The organism is Cyclobacterium xiamenense, from assembly GCF_042140265.1.
In the GTDB taxonomy this organism is placed as follows: Bacteria; Bacteroidota; Bacteroidia; order Cytophagales; family Cyclobacteriaceae; genus Cyclobacterium; species Cyclobacterium xiamenense_A.
This window is the reverse complement of record NZ_CP159481.1, coordinates 3,332,506-3,354,121: the sequence shown is the minus strand read 5'-3', so window position 1 is coordinate 3,354,121 and position 21,616 is coordinate 3,332,506. Positions and strand designations below refer to the sequence as shown.

Here is a 21,616-nt window from a genome sequence, read left to right as displayed (position 1 = left end):
AACTTGCAGGGGCTGACCTCTGAGCCAATAAATCGCAATAGAAGTTAATGAAGTACCCGGAGTGATTGAATTTTCCAAAAATTATGACACAAGGAGATCTGCCTGATAGAAAATCTTCCGGAACGGAGAAGGGAAAAAATATCCTGATCGTTGTTTTGATCATTTTGGTGATTTTGAGCGGTTGGCGTTTGTTCAACGATCATCGGGAAAAATCAAAAAAGAACGAAGAGATTTTGCTACTGACAGCAGACAACAGTGAGTTGAACATTCGTCTGGATTCGATGACGTTTCAATTGGATTTACGGATTCAGGAAATTGAACGGCTAGGAGGGGATGTGGACTCTCTCGTCCGGATCAAAGAGCAACTGATTCGCGAACGGCAATTGGAGACCAGTCGGACCGCAGCAGAGATTGCGAATCTCAATGCGCAAATCGATTCGTACTCGGGTTTACTCAAACAAAAGGATACGGATATTCTCCGCTTGCGGGATCAAAACGAGCAGCTTTTTTCGGAAAATCAGGAATTGAAAAACAGTAAAGCAGAGGTTGAGGAAAAGGTGGTGATTCTCAATTACCAGGCGGAAGAGCTGGAGGAGAAAGTGACGCTTGCCTCGCAGCTGCGGGCAGAAAATATCCGGGTAGCTGCGATAAATTCCCGCGGACGGGAGCGGGAAGATGAATTCCGGAATCGGCAACTCAGCAAGTTGAAAATTTCGTTTTCCATCGCCGAAAACAAAGTTGCTCCCGAAGGCATTCGAGATGTATACGTGCAGGTACTCACGCCCAATGAACAGGTTATTTTTGATATTGCCAAAGGCTCGGGAACGTTTGAGCTGGATGGAAAAGAGGTGTTTTATACCTCCAAACAGGATTTTATATATACCAATACCCAGCAGCAATTGACCTATTATTACGAAAAAGGAAGCGATTATGCGAAGGGCCTGTACACGGTAAAAGTTTTTTCGGAGGGCACAGAAATAGGCAGCGGTAGTTTCGAGGTAAAATAAACGCCGTATTTTTTGTTTATTGCACGTTAAACCCTAATTTTGCAACCTGTTTTAGACTAACAAGTAAAAATTGTAAAAGAATGTTCCAAAAAAATTATGAAACGGTATTCATCCTTACTCCCGTTTTGTCTGAAGTTCAGATGAAGGATACCGTAGACAAGTACGTAGGCTTGTTGAAAGAATTGGGAGCAGATGTGATCAATGTAGAGAATTGGGGGCTAAAGAAGCTGGCGTACCCGATTCAGAAAAAAACCACCGGTTTTTATGTATTGGTGGAGTACAAGGCCGATCCGACCACGATCAAGAAGTTTGAGTTGGATTTCAGAAGAGACGAGACCGTCCTGAGATTTTTGACGACTGTAATGGACAAGCATGGAATTGTTTACGCAGAGCGAAGAAGAAAAGGAGAATTCAACAAAAAAACGGAAGCTAAGGAGGAGCCAGCAAAATGACATTAAAGAACGAACCAATCAATAGAGAGCAGACCAGGAAAAAATACTGCAGATTCAAAAAGCTCGGCATCAAGTATATCGACTACAAGGATCCCAACTTCCTGCTGAAATTTGTGAACGAACAAGGTAAGATTCTTCCTCGGAGACTTACAGGTAACTCTGCGAAATACCAGAGAAAGGTGGCGCAAGCCATAAAAAAAGCCAGGCATTTGGCTTTGTTGCCGTATGTAGCAGATGGATTGAAATAAATACATCTGTATCCTTCACCAATTAAAATTAGTACACGTAATGGAAGTTATCTTAAAAACGGATATAAAAGGACTTGGATACAAGAACGACCTGGTGGAAGTGAAACCGGGTTATGGTCGAAATTATCTGATCCCGCAAGGCTTTGCCGTGTTGGCTACTTCGTCCAATAAGAAAATATTGGAGGAAAACATCAAGCAAGCCGCCCACAAAGCCGAAAAAATTAAAACGGAAGCAGAGGCAGTGGCTGGAAAAATTGACGAATTGACGCTTGAAATCAAAGCGAAAATCGGAGATTCCGGTAAGATTTTTGGAAAAGTGACCACCCTTCAGCTGTCGGATGCGCTTGCCGAAAAAGGCATCGAGGTAGACCGGAAAAAAATTGCCATCACACAGCCGGTAACGACTTCAGGCGAATACGAGGCGGAAGTGGATCTTCACAGAGAAGTAAAGACGTCAATCAAATTTGTTGTCGTCGCAGAATAATACGATTATTTCAATCAACGTACAAAAAGCCGGGTTTTTCCTGGCTTTTTTTTTGATTCGTACCCACCGTTTTTGAGCCTATCGGGTTCCTGAAGCACTGCATTTTGTTTCCCGGGAAAGGTTCCAACGTGGATGGTACAGCATCGGTGTGCACCGATGTTCACGGATAATTCCGTTACCACTTTCGTTCCTCCCGGGCATTGGTTATTTTGCTGTTCGAACCGATGAACATGAGAAATTTCAGAACCGAGTTTGCGATTGACCCCTGCCCAAAAAAAGTAGGCCATGCCGGCAGCATACTGACCATCGGGTCTTGTTTTTCCGAGACGATTGGCGAAAAAATGATGCAAAGTAAATTTAAGGTGCTGGCCAATCCCTTCGGCGTGATCTACAACCCCATCTCTATATTTGATCTGCTGGAAGCCTCGCTTCGTGAAGCAGCTCTCGCAGAGGAACTTTACCTGCAATCTCATTCACGGTTTTACCATTTTCAAGCTCATTCCCGGCTAAGCGGCTTGTCCCGGGAAGAACTTCAGGCACTGCTCAAAAAGGCCCAGGAGGATACTTCTCGGCAACTAAGGGCAAGCAGTCATCTTTTTATTACCTTTGGAACGGCATTTATTTTTCGCCATCTCCCAACCAATGCCCGGGTAGCCAATTGCCACAAGATACCCCAGCAGCAATTCAAGAAGGAGCTTTTGACACTGGAACAGATGCGCGTGTCCTTTGACCGCTTCTACCGGACACTCCGCGAGTTGTGCCCACAGGTACAATTGGTGCTCACCATTAGTCCGGTTCGGCATGTACGGGAGGGAATTTCGAAAAATCAGGTTAGCAAAAGCTTGCTCCGCGTATTTTGCGACCAACTTGTCAATGATTTATCCGATGTTTTTTACTTTCCGGCATACGAAATCATGATGGATGACTTGCGGGATTATCGGTTTTATAAAGATGACCTCATCCATCCGAATTCCATGGCAGAAACGTATATTTGGGAAAAATTTCAGGCCTGCTTCTTCGATCCGCCAACAGCGCAGCTGGTTGAGGAAATTGAACAAATTCAGCGCAGCTTGAGTCATAGGCCTTTTGAGCCACTTTCCCGTCAACACGGTGCATTTCTGAAGAAACTGGCGCTTCGGATAAAGCAATTACCTCAAAGCCTGGATTTTACCTCCGAACTATCGGCCATTACCGATCAGTTAAGCCAGATTGAAAACGAGTAGTCCTTCCTTAAATCGTGCAAATGAAAACCAACAGACTTATTCACAGCCAAAGCCTTTACTTAAAGCAGCATGCCCACAATCCCGTTGACTGGTATCCCTGGGGAGAAGAGGCACTTCAAAAAGCCCGGACGGAAAATAAACCCATCCTGGTAAGTATCGGGTATTCGGCCTGTCATTGGTGCCACGTAATGGAAAAGGAAAGTTTTGAAGACGAGGAAGTGGCCGGACTCATGAACGAGCACTTCGTGGCAATTAAAATCGATCGCGAGGAACGCCCGGATTTGGATAACCTGTACATGGAAGCCGTACAATTGATGGGGCTGCAGGGAGGTTGGCCGCTCAACGTTTTCCTGTTGCCGGACCAACATCCCTTTTATGGAGGCACCTATTTCCCTAAGAATCAGTGGATAAAAGTGCTTTCCGGTGTTTCAAGCGCCTTTAATAACCAATACGAGGAGCTGGCCAGAAGTGCGGCGGGATTCGGAAAAAGTCTGGGCACCTCCCTGGTAGAAAAATATGGCTTATCGGTCAACCCTTCGCCCTTTGAGGCAGGAACGGTTCGGGAAATTGGTGCAAAAATTATGGAAGCCTACGATCCGGTATGGGGTGGCCTGAAGCGTGTGCCCAAATTTCCCATGCCGGCTATTTGGGCGTTTTTGATGGATTTGGCTATTCTGGATCAGCAGGAGGAGTTGGGCGAAAAGGTCTGTTACACCCTTAAAAAAATCGGGATGGGGGGAATCTACGACCACCTGGGAGGTGGTTTTTGTCGCTACAGTGTGGATGGCGAATGGTTTGCGCCTCATTTTGAGAAAATGCTCTACGACAACGGTCAGCTGCTTTCCTTGTATGCAAAAGCCTATCAGTACAGTGGAGATCGTTTTTTTAGCGAAAAGGTGCGGGAGACAGTTGAATGGTTGACCCGGGAAATGAAAAGTCCCGAAAATGGATTTTATGCCGCATTGGACGCAGACAGTGAAGGGAAGGAGGGAAAGTATTACGTGTGGACGGCGGAGGAGATCAGGGAGGTCTTGGGCGGAGACCGCGGGTGGTTTGGCCGACTGTATGGCATCAAAAGCGAGGGAAACTGGGAGTCCGGTGAAAATATCCTTTTCCAAAAGGAATCTTATGCGGCGATTGCAGATTCCCTGGGCTTGAGTGAGGAAGAATTTGTAAAACGACTCCACGAAATCAAAGCAAAGCTGTTTGCACGCAGAAACAAGCGCCAACGACCCGGACTGGATGACAAGATCATCAGCGGGTGGAACGGTTGGGTCATTCAGGGTATTTGCCAGGCCTACCATGCACTGAATGAGGCATCCTACCGGGAACTTGCCCTCTCTGCCGGGGAATTTATCTGGAGCAACATGGTGAAAGGTAACGAGTTGTTTCGTAATTATAAAGATGGAAAGGCCTATACTTCCGGATTTCTGGAGGATTATGCGGCCGTCATACAAGCCTTCCTCTCCTTGTATACGCTTTCTTTTGATCAGAAATGGCTCGACCGTTCCGAGCAGTTACTGGAACGGAGCCTGCAGCGATTTTTTGACGATTCCGACGACTTGTTCTTTTTGAATGACCCCAATCAGGAAAAGTTGATTGCCGATAAAAAGGAGATTTTTGATAACGTCATCCCCTCTTCCAATGCGATCATGGCACGGAATTTACACCGGATGGGGATATACTACTACCGGCAACGTTATAGGGACCAGGCGGAAAAGATGCTGCAACTGGTCCAAGGGATCCTCCTGCAAGAGCCTTCCTTTCTGGCCTATTGGGCTTCCTTTTACCTGGAAAAATCGATACCCACGGCGGAGATTGCGATTCTTGGACCCAGTGCTACAGAGAACGGATTGAATTTCCAGAAGACCTATCGTCCGAATACCGTGCTGGCCGCCAGTTCAGCGCCTACCGGATTGCCGCTACTGGAAGATAAGCCCCTGGATACCAATCGATTTTTTGTCTGTTTCAATAAGACCTGCAAGCAACCCGTTTCGCGATTGGAAGAGGCAGTGGACCAGTTACCGGACCTCACCCAAACAAGCTGATTTTGGAAGACCTTTTTGCGCAAAGCTACCCCGGAACCGGCGGCAGGACACTGTTTGCGGACGTAATTTTACCCGTGCCGATTCCGAAATGGTTTACCTACAAGGTGGAACGGGAATTTCAGGGGCGAATCGGTATCGGCTATCGCGTGATGGTTCGGTTTGGCAATACGAAGATCCTCACCGGTATCGTGGCCAGGGTGCACCAAAAAGCGCCGGAAGCCTATCTGCCCAAACCCTTGTTGGATGTTCTGGACGACTTTCCGGTAGTGAATGCCCTGCAAATCAAATTTTGGAACTGGATGGCCAGCTATTATTGCTGTCATATCGGGGAAGTAATGCATGCGGCACTTCCGAGCGGACTGAAGCTATCCACGGAAAGTCGGGTGCAGCTGCATCCGGACTTCGATCCCGAGAAACCGGGATTTTCGATGGATGAGCGCGAATTGCTGGTGTTGGAGACCCTGGCCAAACACGATGAAATGAGGGTGGAGCAGTTTGAGCAGCTGTTGCCGGGTAAAATCAGCCATAAAATTATCAAGAGCCTGCTGACCAAAGGGGCCGTTTTGCTCTACGAATCCGTGAGGGAAAAATACAGTCCGAAGACGGAGCAGCGGATTCGCCTGTCGCAAAAATACCTTGCGGAGAAAGGATTGCTTCAGGAGTTGTTTGCTCAAATGAAAGGCAAGCAAAAGCAGGAAGAAGTCCTGCTGAAATACCTGCAGGTCCTGCCGGTCTTTCAAAAACCGGAGCAAAATTCCGGGGGGATCGCTAAAGCGGTTTTGATCGATCACGGTTGCTCGCCCAGTTCCATCGACACCTTGGTGAAGAAAGGGATACTGGAGGCATTTAAAGTGACGATAAGTCGGTTTGAGGAGCAGGAACCCGGCCAGGAACAAGTGGAATTGTCCCCCCTTCAGCAGCAAACGCTTGAAGAAATACAACGGCAGTTTCAGGAAAAGCAAACCGTATTGCTCCAGGGCATCACGGGCTCCGGGAAAACGGAAATCTACATCCAATTGATACAAGAAGTGCTGGAAAGTGGTTCTCAGGTCTTGTTGTTACTCCCGGAGATTGCCCTTACCACCCAATTGGTTTTTAGATTAAAGAAGGTATTTGGAAGCAAAATGGGTGTATTTCACTCCAAATACTCCGATAACGAGCGGGTGGAAGTCTGGCAGGGGGTACTCCAGGGCCGGTTTAACTTAATTATTGGCGTGCGCTCCTCCTTATTTTTGCCCTTTGATAGTCTGGGCCTGGTAATTGTAGACGAGGAGCACGAACCGTCTTACAAGCAGTTTGATCCGGCGCCCCGGTTTCAGGCCCGGGATGCCGCCATCATGCTTGCCTGGATGCATCAGGCGAAGACGCTTCTGGGTTCGGCTACCCCGGCCTTTGAATCCTTCCACAACGCTCAAACCGGAAAATTCGGCTTCGTACAACTCGAAAAGCGCTACGGAAATGCCGAACTCCCGTTCTTCCATTTGGCGGATATTCTCAAAGACAAGAAGAAAAACCTTCTCAAACTGGACTTTACACGAATATTACGGGAAAAGATCCAGGAGGCGTTAAACAAACAGGAGCAGGTTTTGATATTTCAGAATCGGCGGGGATATGCGCCGTATCTTTCCTGCGAGGAATGCGGCTGGATCCCCGAATGCGAGCATTGCGACGTGAGCCTTACCTACCACCAATACCAGGAGGAACTCCGGTGTCATTATTGCGGGTTTAAAGAGAAAGTGCCGAAGGCTTGCCCCGCCTGCGGAAGCCATAAGATCACCACGGTAGGGGTAGGGACGGAGCGCATCGAAGAAAATCTCTCCCTGCTGTTTCCCGAAGCCCGAATTGCCCGAATGGACCTGGATACCACGCGTAGCAAATACGGGTACCAGCGCATCCTGGAAGACTTTGGCGCGGGCAATGTGGATATACTGGTGGGTACCCAAATGATCACCAAAGGACTGGATTTCGATAAGGTTTCGCTGGTGGGAATTGTGGACGCTGACCGGATCCTCTATTTCCCGGATTTTAGATCGGGTGAGCGGGCATTCCAGCAAATAACCCAGGTAGCCGGTAGGGCCGGACGGCGGGATAAAACAGGTGAGGTAATCATTCAAACCAGACGTCCGGATCAGTTGATTTTCAGGCAGATAATGGAAGGAGATTACGCGGGGTTCTACCAGCAGGAACTGCGGGAGCGGAAGCAGTTTTTTTACCCTCCCTTTGTTAAAAACATCAAGGTCACCACGAAACACAAGGATTTTAAAACTGCCGAAAGTGCGGCGCTTCATCTGAAAAACCTACTGGCTTCCATCGAGGCCAAAAAGATCTTGCTGGGTCCGGAAAAATCCCTGATTGGAAAGATCAAAAACCTCTACCTTTTTGAGCTATGGATCAAGCTGGAAAAGTCGGTTTCCGTACAGGAGCAGTTTAAGGTTCAGTTAATGGAAGCCATACGCACCCTTCAGGGAGACAAGAAATTCCGCCCGGTTCGGTTTTTGGTAGACGTGGATCCGTATTGATACCGGACGCTCGTTTTATTCATTTTATTTATTCGTTGGCGTTCCAGATGTCGTGCGTGGTTTTCCAGCTGCCATCCGCCTGCCGTTCGAGAATGTTCAGGTATTTGGAGGTGGAATACAGGGTGTCACCGCTGCTTTTGGAATACAGGGTAACCTTTGCGAATCCTCTTCCAAATGCCAGATCCCCGTCCACGGATACTTGTTCGTAGCCACTTTCCAACTCGGTGCGGTAGCTGTCAAAAATCTCCTGATAATAAGCGGCAACCGCAGCAGGTCCGATCATTTTTGGGCTATTGGGTGCCATCAGGACCGCGTCTTCGGTAAAATAGGCGGCAATGGAGCGCGCGTCTCCCTCATTGAAAGCGTTGGCCCTGGCCTGACTCATGGCTTTGATGGCCGCCACATCCGCAGCTTGTCCCTGCTTGGAATCCGGACGGCAACTACCAATACCAATGAAAAGGCTGCCAAGAATACAAAGTATCAGGAATTTCATGAAGATGGATGGGTTGGTTGATGGGTAAAGATACGGTTTTTCTTCCAAAACTGGTTCAGGTAATCCCAGGGATTCACCTATCCAACGCTGCCTGCGGAGATGGAGTCGCCTTGTTTGTTGCAAGCGCTTCTTTCCAGCCAATCCACCTGTGAACGAAACGATCAACTAACCAAACATTCCGTTGGAATGCGAATGCGTATTGCAGGTTTTCTTCTGAAAACTACTTGCGGCGATGCATGTTGAATCCATTTAATTTTGTTAAATTAAGCGAATGAAAAATAATTTCTATGAATGCTGAATTTGAGACCATAGAATTTAATGCCCTGGACGGGTTTGCTTGCGAATTAAAGCGTTTCAAATCGAGCCAGGTGAGCAAAGGACCGGTACTACTGGTACATGGGGCAGGGGTGAGCAGCATGATCTTTAATCCACCTTCTCCAAACAACATCATTTTCAAATTGGCAGAAGAAGGCTACGACGTTTGGTTGGAAAATTGGAGAGGTTCCATTGTGCTGGAACCGAACGAGTGGAACCTGGATGAGGTGGCCCGGTACGATCATCCGGCCGCGGTTAAGAAAGTGGTAGAACTAACCGGAGCGAAAGAAATCAAGGCAATCATCCACTGTCAGGGAAGTACCAGCTTTATGATGTCAGCGGTGATGGGCTTGTTGCCGGAAGTATCACTGATCATTAGCAACGCCGTTTCCCTGCATCCGGTAGTGCCTGCGTTTTCCAGGTTTAAATTAAAGGCCTTGGTCCCTTTGGTCAGTCGGTTTTTTGATTACATCGACCCGCAATGGGGGCTTTTTCCTCCGGATTTCAAATCCAAACTGTTGCTCAGCGTAGTAAAAGCCACTCACTGGGAGAAAGATACCACCGTAGGAAAGATGGTGAGTTTCACCTATGGATCCGGATTTCCGGCCTTGTGGGAACTCGAAAATCTGGACGAAAAGACGATGGACTGGATACAATACGAATTTGCCCATGTACCGCTCTCTTTTTTCAAACACATGCAGAAATGTGTGAAATATGGAGCACTGGTACCCGTCGAAGACGGTAGCCCCGATTACGTGTCCGAAGCTCCCCGTACGGAGGCACGCATGGTCTTGTTTGGAGGGAAAAAGAACAAGTGTTTCCTGGCAGAAAGCCAGGAAAGAACATTTGCTTACCTGGACCGGGCAAAACCAGGATTTCATAAACTGTACCTATTGGATGAGTACAGTCACCTGGATGTATTTTTCGGGAAGAATGCGCACATCGATGTGTTTCCAAAAATGATTAGCGAACTAAACAATGGTTAGAAAAAGAGATGCCTCCTAAACGAATCAAACGGTATGCCGGCAGGTACGCACAGGTAGACGGAATTCCCTATCAAATGCCGGTTCGGTCTACCGATTCTCCCGCTCTCATGGCAGGGTTTTCCTGTGATTGGGAAAAAGCGAACGAATTGCTTCCGGGAAATGAAATTCATGCCCTGAAACTTCCCAATGGCAGGGCCGCATTATTAATTACTGTGATCAATTACCTGGATACCAGTATAGGAAAGTACATCGAGTACAGTATTGCCATTGCCTGTACGCGGGGTGCCCGTCCTGCTCCGCCTGTTGCTAATGCACTGTTTTTGGGGCATTACGGAACCGGACAATACATTTTAGATTTGCCGGTAAGCAGTGAAATTTCGGTAAAAGGAGGAAAAGGAATATGGGGCATGCCGAAACATCAGGCCAATCTGGATTTTGTGGAATCCACGGAGAAGGTCAGTAGCCAATACGAAAAAGACGGGCAATTTGCATTCCGGATCGAAATTGAAAAGCCCAGCTCTCCTTCGATCAAATTGAAAGTAGGTGCTACCAATTACTGTAGATTTCGAAACATGCTGATGGCTTCTTATATCTATTTCGAAACCAGGGCCGGGATCAACCTATTTGGGAAGGCAAAGGGAAGCCTGTACATCGGAGATCATCCCAAGGTAGCTGCCCTGAGAGGGATTGATCTCTCACCCGATCCGTTTTTTACCACCTTTATGCCAAAAACCAACGGTATTTTGGACGATCATTTTCAGTGTTGGTTCATGACCTACCCGGATCCTCCCCAGGAAATGCCAGAGGGGCTGGAATCGGTTTATCCCTTGGGATACAGTGAGGAGTGGTTGTCGCCGCCGTCGATTACCGATTACGAGAAATTCAGAATCTAAACCCATTAGTCAAGCACCATCATGAATCCTATCAAAAAGACCCTCCTTGACCTGAATAATGCCTACATTTTCTTTTGTGCATCCATTTATCTGGGCATGTTTTGGTCCCTCCATTTCTTTTGGTTTCCGAATTACCCCAATACCCTGACGCTCGATAATTACTACGACGCCATCATTCCGCAAACGGATTTGGCAACGCAGTTTTTTTTCATCACCATTCCAATCATGGCGGTCGCATTGGTGATTCTATTGATCACGGAATGGAAGACAGGGCTTCGCTGGGTACCGATCGCCTGGATACCGGGACTATTGGCGCCGGTGGTGGTGCAGCAGGCCTTTATTGAAGACATCAATAATGAATTTAAAGCGGGAGTGGCCGCTGAAGACAGGTTGCAAGTACTCTTGCAGGAATGGATGTGGCTCAATGACATTCGTTGGATTATCCTCACGGTCATGTGGGGAATTACCATGTACTATTTTATCGCCAAAGCTAAATCAAACCACCAAAATCATGGATGAGCAGAAATTATTCGGAATATCTACCCGCTATATTGAGTTGCTGGTCGTCTTGATCGCATTTGTTACGCTGCTATCCGGATTGGTTCAATTGATCCATCCCTCCTTTGTCTTACGTTTTGTTGGCAAAGCGGAGACAAGTCCGGAGTCGGCCCATTTCTTTGCCATTGTTGGCATGTTCATGGTGCTTTTCGGGGGAATGGTGTTGCATGCCGTTTACGGTTCGATCAGCAACAAGCAGATCATTCTCTGGTCATCCTTGCAAAAATTTGGAGCATTTGCGGCAGTGACAGTGGGCGTGTTTAAAGGCCTGTTCTCCATTCTCGCACTGGGTGTTGCCATTTTCGACTTGTTTTCCGGCATTGTTTTTTTGCTTTACCTGAAAAGCTTGCGCGAATGAGTTTTCTCTCCGTCCGACGCTTCAAAGAAAACGTGGTCCTTTTGCCGTCACTCACCCTTCCCCAGCCATGCTGATTCACCCTCAGACCAACGAATCCAAAAGTAGAAAATCCCTGGTACTGGCCGGTGGCGGTATACGGGTTGCCTATCAGGTGGGGGTGTTGCAAGCCATGGAAGAAGCCGGCCTGGCGTTTGATCACGTGGACGGGACTTCCGGAGGCATTTTTAATGCGGCGATGCTGGCCTCAGGACTGGAGGTGCAGGAACTGATGGATCGCTGGGCCGACTTGAAAATGGCGCATTTCGTATCGCCTGCTGGCCTGACCGATTACCTGCGACCCTGGAGAATGAAAGGGATGGGTGACACGGATGCAATTCGAACCAAGGTATTCCCGCATTTCGGAGTGGATCTGGCAGGCATTCACCGGAATAATCTGCCCATTACGTTCTCTCTCTGCAATTTTTCCAAAAAATCAGTCGAGGCCATTCCCGCGAAAAGCCTGCACGAAAACCACCTGCTGGCGGGGGTATCCTTACCCATTGTGATGCCGGCGTTACAGGTAGGAGACGATTGGTTTATCGATGCCGTTTGGATCAAAGACGCCAACCTCATGGAGGCCGTCAGGCGGGGAGCTGAGGAAATATGGGTGGTATGGGGAATAGGAAACTATCCGGCCTATCTGCCCGGAGCACTACGTCAGTACGTTCATTCCATTGAAATGAGTGCAAATGGTGGTTTATGGGAGGAGTTTGAACAGATCAAATGGATTAACAAGGAGATTTTACGGGGGGAATCCGAATATGGACAGCGCAAACCGATCCGGGTTTTTGTCATCCGCCCGCAATTACCGCTTCCCCTGGATCCCGATTTGTTTTTTAACCGGATTACCGCCAGGGATTTGATGGCCATGGGGTATAGCGATGCCACAGCGTACCTGTCTGCGATTCCCGAATCGGGTACACCGCTGAATGATCGCAGCACGGCTACCCGTAATTTGGGCGATTGCCTGGGTTTTCGCCTTGACTTTTCCGGAGAATTGCCCTGGAAAGACGAGATGTCCCGGGTCAGGTTCCGGATTTTTCTCCGATACACCGACTGGCAAGGAAAAGGGACTGCCGAGGTGTATTCCAGTATTTACCTGGGACATTTAAGCCGGGAATTCCTTGGGACAGGGGGGCAGTTTGTGACCAAAGACGGCCCGGGAAGGGTAGCAGAGATCGCTTCCACCTTCCAGATTGAGGGCCGTAAGTACTACCTGCTGGCAAGATTTAACGTCAAGAGCGCTTGGCATTGGTTGGCCGGCATGGAGTTCAAGGCAATAGAGGTTGTGCTCTATCCCAAAATGGAAGCGGATCCCGAAATTGTGATGGAGGGAACCCTGTATCAGTCCTTTGTCGGGCGACTACGAAGTTTTTGGAAGGCATTAGCCATTACCCGGGAAGGGGGCAGGGGAGGAATCGGATATAAATTAAAACAGATAAAAAAAATGATCTACGATGAAGTTTGAAAAGAAACCCATGGTCAATTGGTACGATCCCCGCCAATTGGCATTTACTGGTGTAAAGACCCTGTTGTCTTCGGTGTTTGGCAATTTTGCTGATCGCAGGGAAATGCTTGCGGCTCTGGACCAGGACGTGCAACTCTACGACTATTCTACGAAGGAGGAGTTTTGGTTCGACTTCATTTCGGATTTGGGAGATGGATTTAATCCCACGTATACACTTGCCGAACTACTGGCCCGGGAGTCCTTGACAGTCCGGGGAAAATCGTTGAAACGGGGCGATGTATTGGTGATGGGAGGGGATGAAGTCTATCCTACCCCCGAAATTATTGAATATACCAACCGCCTGCGGGGACCCTATCAGGCGGCTTTTCCCAAAAACGAGGAGGATGACAATCGGCCGGATGTGTTTGCCATTCCCGGGAATCACGACTGGTACGACGGACTTACCAATTTTCTTCGACTTTTTACGCAAAAACGGTCGCTCGGAAACTGGCGCACCCAGCAAAGCCGAAGCTATTTTGCATTGAAACTACCCCACAATTATTGGTTAATCGCCATCGATGTACAGTTGAATGCCGACATCGATTACCCGCAAATTTGCTATTTTCGGGAAATTGCGAAAACTCATTTTACCGAAGCAAGCAAGGTGATTCTCTGCATCTCGGAGCCTTCCTGGGTCTATAAGTCTTTTGACGATAAAAACGAATCCTTCGACCGGCTGCAATTCTTTATCGACAAGGTACTTTTTGGGAAGGGAGAAAAGGATTACGAGACGAAAAACCAGTCCCTACAGATCAAAGCCATCCTAACGGGTGACCTTCACCACTATGCCCGGTATGAAACCCTGCCGGAGGAAAAACCTTCCTGCCAGCTGATTACCGCAGGGGGAGGAGGGGCTTTCATGCATCCAACGCATACCTTGAACCCTGAAATAGAAAGCCTGGGCGGGCAAACCTCTCAACTGAAGAAAGTATTTCCGTCCAAGGAGGCCTCCGTGAAGCTGAGTTTTCTGAATTTACTCTTTCCTTATTTTAGCCTCACCATGCTTTTTTTCTTTGGCATTTACCATGTGTTTACCTCATGGATTTTGCAAACCGATAGTGAAGCAGGAAAGTCCCTGATGGAACGGCTTGCATCCGTAGACCTTTTTGACGGAGGTTTGGGCGAGGTGCTTCAGGCTGTCTGGAGCGGAATCAGCCACCACCCGGGCGCCCTATTTCTGAACCTGCTGCTGCTTATCGGTCTGGTACTATTCACTGACACCAAGTCCGGAAAAAAGAACCTAAACTATATTGCAGGTATCTTTCACGCTGTATTGCATTTGATAAATTTCTATTTTTTACTCTGGCTATTTTCGTATATCAACCTGAACTTACTCGCCTGGCCAGTAGACTCGGCCAAGCAAATACTGCTTTTCATTGGTGAAATGGTGCTGGCCGGGGGGATTATCAGCGGAGTTTTATTTGGGCTCTACCTCACCATAAGTGTGGTGTTAGTAAAAAACCACATTACCGAAGCCTCGTCTTCCTATCGTTGGGAGGGATACAAGAATTTCCTGCGAATAGCAGTCACCGCAGAAGGGCTTACGATTTACCCCATCGGTGTCAAACGGGTGGTGAGTGATTGGAAAAATACCGGTACGGACGAAAACCCACGATTTGAAGGTGGACCCATTAACTATGATTTAATCGAAGACCCCATAACGATACACCATGAAACGACTCGCTAAAGCATTAACAGACATCAAGTCCTCCTATGATTACGTTATCGTCGGATCGGGATACGGCGGAAGCATCGCAGCATCCCGGATGGCACGAAGTGGACAGACCGTTTGCCTGCTTGAAAAAGGTAAAGAATTCTTGCCGGGAGAATTTCCGGATACGCTGGTAAAGGCTTCGGGCGAAATGAACTTTGTCGGTGGGAAGTCGGTCGACCTGGAAAAAAACGGGCTGTACGAGTTTACCATGGGCAGTGGAATCAACGTATTCAAAGGGTGTGGTTTGGGAGGCACTTCTCTGGTCAATGCCAACGTATCCATTCGACCGGAAGCGCGGGTCATGCAGGACGAGGCATGGCCAAGGGCGTTGCGGGAGGATCTGGAATCGTTTGATGCGGGAGTTGCCCGGGCCTGGTCCATGTTGCGGCCCAGTCCTTACCCGGAAAATAAAAATGGCTACCCGGTATTGAAAAAAACAGAAGCCATGCGGAAGTCTGCGGCGCACATGTCTGCTCCCTTTCGACTGTTGGATATCAATGTGAATTTTGACGATCAGATCAATCAGGTCGGGGTTCGCCAGCCGAAATGCACCAACTGCGGGGATTGTGTAACGGGCTGCAATGTCGGTGCAAAAAACACCACCGCCATGAACTACCTGCCCGATGCCTGCTTTCACGGAGCAGAGATATTTACCGAAATAAATGTACAATACGTTAAAAAAGCGGGACCATACTGGCAGGTGTATTTTCACCCCATCGGCGTCGGAAGGGATCTTTTTGATGCGCCCTTGCTATTTATTCAGGCAAAGCACGTGATCCTGGGAGCAGGAGCATTGGGTTCTACCGAGATCCTATTACGCTCGGCTGCCAAAGGTCTCCGCCTGTCCAAACGCCTGGGGCAACGATTTACCGGAAATGGGGATGTGCTGGGTTTTGGGTACAACAACGATGTGCGGATCAATGGCATCGGGCTGGGTAAAAAAGGCACTGACACGATCGCCGAGGTAGGGCCTTGCATTACCAGTATCATTGATTTGCGGGAGAGGAATCCATTGGAGGATGGTATGACGCTGGAAGAAGGAACCATTCCCGGCCCCATTCGTGGCCTCATGCCCAAGGCTCTGGTCGCTTTTTCCCGCTTGGTGGGAAGGGATACAGACAGGGGATTCAAGGACTATTTCAAAGAAAAGTGGCGAGAGATCAGAAGTCTCTTTCTAGGACCGTTTCACGGTGCGTTGGCTCGAACTCAGGTTTATCTGGTAATGACTCACGACGACGGCAATGGATCACTTAAAATGGACGAGCAGGGCAAATTATCGATCAATTGGCATGGGGTTGGTAAACAAGAGATTTTTAAGAAAGTGAATGGAGAAATGTACCAGGCAACGGAAGCACTCGGTGGTACCAAGATCCCGAACCCTACCTGGAATCAGCTGATGAATTACGATCTGGTAACCGTTCATCCCCTGGGGGGATGTGGGATGGGCGACCATGCAGCGCTAGGTGTGGTAGACCACAAAGGGCAGGTGTTTGATGGAGAGGTTGGAGAGCAATTGCACGAAGGGTTGTACGTGCTGGACGGAGCGGTAATTCCAAGGCCTGTGGGAACCAATCCACTACTAACGATCAGCGCACTGGCGGAGCGAAGCTGCCAATTGATCGCCAAAGAAAAGAACTACACGTTGAACTACGATTTCACCGACACGCAACGGCAGGGCTCAGGCGATTCTTTACCCAAAGGCACCGGCGTGCAGTTTACCGAAACGATGAAAGGATTTATTGGTTGGGGTGAAACGGAAGATTTTGATGCCGGTTTTGAAAAAGGTAAGAAGGAAAACACACCGTTTGAATTTACCCTTACCATTCAGACAGAGGATATCGAAGAGTTTATAGCAAGGGAGGACCATCCCGGGAGCATGTTGGGAAGTATGGAGACTCCGGTCCTCGGTAGCGAGGCCTTAACGGCTTTTGGCGGGCAGTTTAATCTGTTCGTTACCGAGAATGGCAGCAGCAGACAAAAGAAAATGAAGTATACAGCGGGTCTCCTGCATCCGGACGGGAACCACTATTACTTTGAAGGGTACAAAGATATTGAAAACGATTGGGTGGTAGATGCCTGGCAAGATACCACTACGCTGTATATTTCCGTGTACGAAGGAAACGATGGGCAGGGAAAACTTCTAGGCAAAGGGAAATTGGTAATCAAGGTATCCGACCTGCTGCGGCAATTACGTACGGTAAAAGCCATCCATCCCAAGTCCAGGGAGGATGGGCTAAAGGCGATTGCGGGCTTTGGGAAATTCTTTGCTGGAAATGTGTACGAGACGTATTTTCGTATATAGGTACGTGGCATTCCCGGAGGCGGTATCACTGAAACTTGTCCAAAATACCGGGCTTGTTTGCCCATTTTTCGGAAAACCAATCTCCGGCCTGGCTGAGAAAATCCCGACTGTGGTAGGCTTGGTGTTTCCGATACAGGCTTTCCAAGAAGGATTGCATTTGTGCTACCTGCCGCTCGGATAGCGCATGATTGGGGTGGGGTTGGTTTAACGCTTCCTGCAAATCTGTAGCAGACCGAATGACAACCCAAGTATCCAGCGTTACTTGTTGCATATTGGAAAGGGAACCGGGACGAAACAGTTCAGGATGGGTAATTTCAGCAAAGGGAATGGAGAATTGCAGCAAGCTGTTCGGCTGACTGGGATCCATGATCCAAAAGACGTTGGAATTTTCGGACAATTGTCGGATGGTATCCGCCCGTTGAATGAGGCGTATTCGTTCGTCCTCCCCAATCCATGATTCCCAGGATTCCGGGGAATAGTTGAAAGGCACGGGAACTTGAAGTAGACTATCTTGCAGTGATTCATCGATTAGAAAGGATTCGAAAACGACCGAATCGCCCAGGAAGGAAAGGTTTCGAAAGCGCATCCCCCCTTTTTCCAATTGCTGCCAGGCCGGAACAGAAAGGGTGCTATCCGAAAAATCTCCCATGGGAACATCTTTCCGATAAAGTTGCATGACACCGGCACCAAACTGCGAGGGCAGGAGCAGGCTGTCCCGATCTGCCCACAAGGCTACCAGCCGGGAATTCGGTTCCATGGAGGAGGATGCCTGGGATTGTATGGCGAGCCATTCGGCACGATCGACCAGTGAATCGGATGCAATCTGGTACCAGAAGGTGGAATAATAATGATAGGGCAGGGCTTCCGATTCAAATTCGTACTGGCGGGCAGTACGTATCATTTGTTGCAAGGTATTTTCTTTGTTTTCCGCCAATCTTCGGTTGTTGTACCGATCTTCCGAAGCGTTTTTTAACGAGTCAATGGTCTGCAACTCGTTTTGAATCGCCTTTTCGAAATGTACTGCTTCTTCGTAACTGATGTAATAATCCCGGGTAATGTCCTGGGTGAGTTGAATGATTTGGTCCTGGTGAAAGAAAACCTTTTTAATTTCTTTACCGGTAAGCAGTGAAAATAACCTTCCCAGAGTTTCTCCGCCATTGCGCTCGGCTTGTTGGATGATGCCCGCATTTCGGGCATTTACGGTTAGTTTTTGGACGGCATACCGTTTCACCTTTTTGCTATCGTTGAAATTTACCCTTCCGTTATACGTCAAAATATCGAAGCCAGGAATGCCTTTTTCCGGAATAAACCAGGGATTGATATCTGCATTCAGGATCTGTGGCGCAAATCCAAAAAAGTGTAACTCCCCCATTTCTTCGTCGTGGTGATACATGCTTTCGCTTAGCCCCTTGAAGTCAAAGCCCGCTTTGACAGTTCCCCGGCCGATCATAGCCAGTTTTTTTCTGGCTTCACTACGCGAGAGGGAACTCAGTTTATTTCCAAAATAATCTGTAGAAAACCGATCGGAATCCCACCATTCGGCGTTCAGGTTTTTGTACCAGGATACCAGCGTTTGGCGGAGCTGCCGTTCGCTAAGTCGGTCTACGGAGGCTTCGTTTCTTTCCTGGAAATGCATGTACGCGAAGGCGGTCACTTCATCAAAAAGCACCCGCTGACTGGTTTCGTCCCAGTCCCCCAAAAAATACAGTTTTTCCAACACATTTTTGTATCCCACCTCATCGATAAGCATTTTACGGCGTTCCCTTCGGCTGAGGTTTTCGGTTCCGGAACTCAATGCCAGGCGGTTTTCTGAGGATAGCTCGTGGAAATTCCGGAGGTTTTCCAATTCAAGTTGTATTTCATCGTAGGTGATTCGGGCTTGCATCCGTATTTCCGGTTCTTCCAGCAGATTCATTTGGGCTTCGTCAATGGAGGCGACTACTTCTCCGTAATACTCTGCACTGATTAGCTGCCCCATCTCCCGAATTTCAGAGACAATATTGGCAGTAGATTGGATTCCGGGTTTGCCACCGAAAATATTCATCGGATTCCACCAATAGACCAATGCTACCAGGCCTACTACCAGAAGGATCTCCAGAATAAACCGGACACTATGCAGGACCTGACGAATCATGGATTTAAAAGATTATCGGGACTATTAACCTGGCGAATCAGTAGGGAATCGCTGTCAAATTGAATGTAGATCTCCTCGAATGCGAGCCCTTTTAGCACCGTATGGATGAGTTTTCGGGCATGCTCCTGACTGGTTTCCACCAGACCCATATAGGGTAAATGCTCGCGAATGTCCATTTCGGCCATTCGGAAAAACGTTTCCTGGTCTTCCAGGGAAATGCTGTTTAGAAAACGCTTCGGATTGGAGACGAGCGTATCGGCAACAAACGCTTCAGGCGGGTAGGAAAAATTGATCACTTCGATGGAGGGGAGGTCCAAACTTATTTTGTTCCCTTCAATCCGTATGTCTTCTTCTTTGATTTCATTCAAATCAATTCCGGTTTTTATCGTGGCCCGGGAATAGGCCATGAAGGAGGCCTCGTTGATTGGAATAAACAGGATGTTCTTTCGTTTTTTCCCAAAGACGACTTTGTCTACCACAAATTCCGACACTACCAGGTCGCTCGCTTGTTGAATTTTGCCAATGACTAACCCACGAGGATCCTGCTGACAGGCGAGGCATGTCCAACACAAACTGGTAACCAGGAGGCCTTTTAGAAAAACGTCTTTTATGCCAACCATGTGTTCTCGTTTTTAAACCGTTCGTACTGGGCTTTCATTTTTATGTGGTATTGATTGACCTTGTACCCACTTCCATTGTATCCATAGGCAAACGACTCCCAGTCGTAATTCCCTTGATTTTCTTCGGAAATGTATTCCAGCAATGCCCTGCCCCGTGTTTTCTTTGTTTTTATAAATTCAAGAAAATCAAGAAAGTGGATATACTCTGATTCGTGCTGTTGTGCTTCAAATTCGGAAAAGCTTTTATATTTTCGACCTTTGATGTGGTGTTCCAGGTTTTCGCCCAGGATCTGAAAGAGTCCCCAGGAGGTCGCGTAGACAGCCGCTTTGGGGTCAATACGCTTCGCAAGGTCCAGTCTATCGTATTCTTTAGCACCAACCCGGTAATGTTCCCTGGTCCATTTTTCGTAAAGAATGTGCTCGTTGCCCGCCTGCAGGGATTTTGGGTCCTTCCCGAATTTTTCCAGCCAATACCAGAATTTATGCCCTTCGAATAATATTTTGGCCCGTCCATCGTGCAAATGTCCCCTTCCGGCAGATTCCACCGCGATGATCGCCTTGATCACCGGTAAGCTAATTTTAATGTTCTCCCGCTGTTCCAGTTCGTCGAGCGCCTGCCGAATATCCATATCACTGAGCACCTTGCTGGTGGAATTGTCTTTTATCTGAACGTATTCTTCCTTGACCTGAAAAGCTTCCGGAACCTGATCAAAGGAAGTAGACAAAGCGACCCGCTGCGCATCGAGTGGTCCTGAATCTGCCGGTGGTGCATTGCTGGTATCAAAAGAGCTGTCTTCCCAGGCAAAAGCTTTTTCATCGAAGTCCAGGGAGCTTTTCGGCTGAGCTGGGGACCAGTTTTCGGAAGCGGGGGATGCGACGTTGTTATCCGATTCTTTGGTCTCGGCCCCTTTTCGCGGAGTCCAGCGATTTTGCAGGTATTTCAGGGATTTATCGCCAAAATAGAAGGCAATCATCATCAGAAAAGCGGTTTCAAAAAATTCAAATTGCTGGCTGAGTAACGCCGCATCTGCTCCTGAATATTGGGTACCAAAACTAACAATCAACAGGGACATGCCTCCCATAAGCAAAGTAAAAGCAATCATCCCCCGCACGGTACCGGGAGGTAATCCGAACGTTTGGCTGCGGTAAGGATTGTATTCCGGAGTGGACATTTCCTCGGCCTTTACGGGGAACCCTTGACTGTACCGGTCTTTCGCATCGTAGATACGTTGCCAATCCTGGTCCGTCAGTCCATAATTGATGTTGTAATGGTAAACCGACCACATGAAATAGACCAAAAACACCGCGATCCAAATCACCGCAGTGGCTAATCCCACCGACTGGAAAAGGTTATCGTAGGTGACATAGGCGAAAAATGCTCCCAACAGGCCAAAGGCTACCAATAAGCCAGCCAGGATAACCGTTCCTCTAAAGAAGAATGTATGGTAGGGATTAAAATTGGGGTTTCGGTCCTTCGTTTTTGGACTGAAATGCCTGGCCAGCAGCGCGTAGCTACTTACCAAAGCGATGACCACCACCAGACCGGACGCAAGAAGCTGATTGGACGACTCCATGCCCGGCACGATCAGCACCAATACGGCCAGCATGATCAGAAAAATGAAACCGATGTGCAGCCATACATAGGTTCGCTCGGAAATCATCCGTTGATGCTTTCCGTTTTTTTCTTTGTTACTTTCTTCAGTTTCCATAATCGAT

Annotated in this window: 18 protein-coding genes; 14 read left to right on the top strand and 4 right to left on the bottom strand. The window is 48.2% G+C overall.

Features of this window, described 5'->3' with window-relative positions; genetic code table 11:
• Positions 1 to 83 precede the first annotated feature (83 nt).
• The 7 genes from ABWH99_RS13770 to priA all read left to right on the top strand — a co-directional run bounded on the left by ABWH99_RS13770 (position 84) and on the right by priA (position 7,981).
• A complete protein-coding gene (locus tag ABWH99_RS13770; RefSeq protein ID WP_375582426.1) occupies positions 84 to 1,007 on the top strand; it encodes a hypothetical protein in 924 nt (307 codons plus the stop codon).
• A gap of 80 nt (positions 1,008 to 1,087) precedes the next feature.
• Positions 1,088 to 1,459, top strand: a complete 372-nt coding sequence (gene rpsF / locus ABWH99_RS13765; protein ID WP_092169185.1) for a 30S ribosomal protein S6 — start codon at positions 1,088 to 1,090, stop codon at positions 1,457 to 1,459.
• The gene (rpsR, locus tag ABWH99_RS13760) at positions 1,456 to 1,707 is read left to right on the top strand and encodes a 30S ribosomal protein S18 (protein ID WP_092169188.1); all 252 of its coding nucleotides are present in this window, start codon (positions 1,456 to 1,458) and stop codon (positions 1,705 to 1,707) included. The genes rpsF and rpsR overlap by 4 nt, the downstream gene beginning before the upstream one ends.
• Positions 1,708 to 1,747: 40 nt before the next feature.
• Complete coding sequence (gene rplI / locus ABWH99_RS13755; RefSeq protein ID WP_375582425.1) at positions 1,748 to 2,191, top strand: 50S ribosomal protein L9; 444 nt, start codon at positions 1,748 to 1,750, stop codon at positions 2,189 to 2,191.
• A gap of 230 nt (positions 2,192 to 2,421) precedes the next feature.
• Positions 2,422 to 3,414, top strand: coding sequence for a GSCFA domain-containing protein (locus ABWH99_RS13750; RefSeq protein WP_375582424.1), 993 nt, complete (start codon positions 2,422 to 2,424; stop codon positions 3,412 to 3,414).
• A 20-nt stretch (positions 3,415 to 3,434) separates the two neighbouring features.
• Positions 3,435 to 5,462 carry a thioredoxin domain-containing protein gene (locus ABWH99_RS13745; protein ID WP_375582423.1) on the top strand — a complete coding sequence of 676 codons (2,028 nt, stop codon included), beginning with the start codon at positions 3,435 to 3,437 and terminating at the stop codon, positions 5,460 to 5,462.
• Between the two features lie 2 nt (positions 5,463 to 5,464).
• The gene (gene priA / locus ABWH99_RS13740) at positions 5,465 to 7,981 is read left to right on the top strand and encodes a primosomal protein N' (protein ID WP_375582422.1); all 2,517 of its coding nucleotides are present in this window, start codon (positions 5,465 to 5,467) and stop codon (positions 7,979 to 7,981) included.
• A gap of 28 nt (positions 7,982 to 8,009) precedes the next feature.
• On the opposite strand, the gene ABWH99_RS13735 is transcribed toward priA, so the two are convergent.
• Positions 8,010 to 8,474, bottom strand: a complete 465-nt coding sequence (locus tag ABWH99_RS13735; protein ID WP_375582421.1) for a YybH family protein — start codon at positions 8,472 to 8,474, stop codon at positions 8,010 to 8,012.
• Between the two features lie 287 nt (positions 8,475 to 8,761).
• Between ABWH99_RS13735 and ABWH99_RS13730 the strand changes: the two genes are divergently transcribed.
• The 7 genes from ABWH99_RS13730 (at position 8,762) to ABWH99_RS13700 (ending at position 17,146) form a co-directional block, all read left to right on the top strand.
• Positions 8,762 to 9,775 carry an esterase gene (locus tag ABWH99_RS13730; protein WP_375582420.1) on the top strand — a complete coding sequence of 338 codons (1,014 nt, stop codon included), beginning with the start codon at positions 8,762 to 8,764 and terminating at the stop codon, positions 9,773 to 9,775.
• A gap of 8 nt (positions 9,776 to 9,783) precedes the next feature.
• Positions 9,784 to 10,668, top strand: a complete 885-nt coding sequence (locus tag ABWH99_RS13725; protein ID WP_375582419.1) for an acetoacetate decarboxylase family protein — start codon at positions 9,784 to 9,786, stop codon at positions 10,666 to 10,668.
• A gap of 21 nt (positions 10,669 to 10,689) precedes the next feature.
• Positions 10,690 to 11,187 (top strand): hypothetical protein, encoded by a 498-nt coding sequence (locus ABWH99_RS13720; RefSeq protein WP_375582418.1) that lies wholly within the window; start codon positions 10,690 to 10,692, stop codon positions 11,185 to 11,187.
• Positions 11,180 to 11,584, top strand: a complete 405-nt coding sequence (locus tag ABWH99_RS13715; protein WP_375582417.1) for a patatin — start codon at positions 11,180 to 11,182, stop codon at positions 11,582 to 11,584. Before ABWH99_RS13720 ends, ABWH99_RS13715 begins: the two co-directional genes overlap by 8 nt.
• Positions 11,585 to 11,651: 67 nt before the next feature.
• Positions 11,652 to 13,091 carry a patatin-like phospholipase family protein gene (locus tag ABWH99_RS13710; protein ID WP_375582416.1) on the top strand — a complete coding sequence of 480 codons (1,440 nt, stop codon included), beginning with the start codon at positions 11,652 to 11,654 and terminating at the stop codon, positions 13,089 to 13,091.
• The gene (locus ABWH99_RS13705; RefSeq protein WP_375582415.1) at positions 13,081 to 14,817 is read left to right on the top strand and encodes a metallophosphoesterase; all 1,737 of its coding nucleotides are present in this window, start codon (positions 13,081 to 13,083) and stop codon (positions 14,815 to 14,817) included. The genes ABWH99_RS13710 and ABWH99_RS13705 overlap by 11 nt, the downstream gene beginning before the upstream one ends.
• Positions 14,801 to 17,146: a GMC family oxidoreductase N-terminal domain-containing protein gene (locus tag ABWH99_RS13700; RefSeq protein WP_375582414.1), complete on the top strand. Its 2,346-nt coding sequence runs from the start codon at positions 14,801 to 14,803 to the stop codon at positions 17,144 to 17,146. The genes ABWH99_RS13705 and ABWH99_RS13700 overlap by 17 nt, the downstream gene beginning before the upstream one ends.
• A 25-nt stretch (positions 17,147 to 17,171) precedes the next feature.
• Here ABWH99_RS13700 and ABWH99_RS13695 read toward each other — a convergent pair whose 3' ends face one another.
• Genes ABWH99_RS13695 through ABWH99_RS13685 form a run of 3 tightly spaced genes read right to left on the bottom strand, consistent with a single transcriptional unit; the run spans position 17,172 to position 21,609 of the window.
• A complete protein-coding gene (locus ABWH99_RS13695; protein WP_375582413.1) occupies positions 17,172 to 19,280 on the bottom strand; it encodes a DUF4230 domain-containing protein in 2,109 nt (702 codons plus the stop codon).
• On the bottom strand, positions 19,277 to 19,900 hold the full coding sequence (locus ABWH99_RS13690; protein WP_375582412.1) for a DUF4230 domain-containing protein: 624 nt from the start codon (positions 19,898 to 19,900) through the stop codon (positions 19,277 to 19,279). The genes ABWH99_RS13695 and ABWH99_RS13690 overlap by 4 nt, the downstream gene beginning before the upstream one ends.
• A complete protein-coding gene (locus ABWH99_RS13685) occupies positions 19,888 to 21,609 on the bottom strand; it encodes an N-acetylmuramidase domain-containing protein (protein WP_375582411.1) in 1,722 nt (573 codons plus the stop codon). Before ABWH99_RS13685 ends, ABWH99_RS13690 begins: the two co-directional genes overlap by 13 nt.
• Positions 21,610 to 21,616: the final 7 nt, after the last annotated feature.

Coding starts and splice junctions, on each gene's coding strand:
- ABWH99_RS13735 (WP_375582421.1), bottom strand. CDS start 8,474: ATGAAATTCCTGATACTTTGTATTCTTGGCAGCCTTTTCATTGGTATT.
- rpsF (WP_092169185.1), top strand. CDS start 1,088: ATGTTCCAAAAAAATTATGAAACGGTATTCATCCTTACTCCCGTTTTG.
- ABWH99_RS13685 (WP_375582411.1), bottom strand. CDS start 21,609: ATGGAAACTGAAGAAAGTAACAAAGAAAAAAACGGAAAGCATCAACGG.
- ABWH99_RS13705 (WP_375582415.1), top strand. CDS start 13,081: ATGAAGTTTGAAAAGAAACCCATGGTCAATTGGTACGATCCCCGCCAA.
- ABWH99_RS13690 (WP_375582412.1), bottom strand. CDS start 19,900: ATGGTTGGCATAAAAGACGTTTTTCTAAAAGGCCTCCTGGTTACCAGT.
- rplI (WP_375582425.1), top strand. CDS start 1,748: ATGGAAGTTATCTTAAAAACGGATATAAAAGGACTTGGATACAAGAAC.
- ABWH99_RS13700 (WP_375582414.1), top strand. CDS start 14,801: ATGAAACGACTCGCTAAAGCATTAACAGACATCAAGTCCTCCTATGAT.
- ABWH99_RS13730 (WP_375582420.1), top strand. CDS start 8,762: ATGAATGCTGAATTTGAGACCATAGAATTTAATGCCCTGGACGGGTTT.
- rpsR (WP_092169188.1), top strand. CDS start 1,456: ATGACATTAAAGAACGAACCAATCAATAGAGAGCAGACCAGGAAAAAA.
- ABWH99_RS13745 (WP_375582423.1), top strand. CDS start 3,435: ATGAAAACCAACAGACTTATTCACAGCCAAAGCCTTTACTTAAAGCAG.
- ABWH99_RS13715 (WP_375582417.1), top strand. CDS start 11,180: ATGGATGAGCAGAAATTATTCGGAATATCTACCCGCTATATTGAGTTG.
- ABWH99_RS13725 (WP_375582419.1), top strand. CDS start 9,784: ATGCCTCCTAAACGAATCAAACGGTATGCCGGCAGGTACGCACAGGTA.
- ABWH99_RS13695 (WP_375582413.1), bottom strand. CDS start 19,280: ATGATTCGTCAGGTCCTGCATAGTGTCCGGTTTATTCTGGAGATCCTT.
- ABWH99_RS13710 (WP_375582416.1), top strand. CDS start 11,652: ATGCTGATTCACCCTCAGACCAACGAATCCAAAAGTAGAAAATCCCTG.
- ABWH99_RS13770 (WP_375582426.1), top strand. CDS start 84: ATGACACAAGGAGATCTGCCTGATAGAAAATCTTCCGGAACGGAGAAG.
- ABWH99_RS13750 (WP_375582424.1), top strand. CDS start 2,422: ATGAGAAATTTCAGAACCGAGTTTGCGATTGACCCCTGCCCAAAAAAA.
- ABWH99_RS13720 (WP_375582418.1), top strand. CDS start 10,690: ATGAATCCTATCAAAAAGACCCTCCTTGACCTGAATAATGCCTACATT.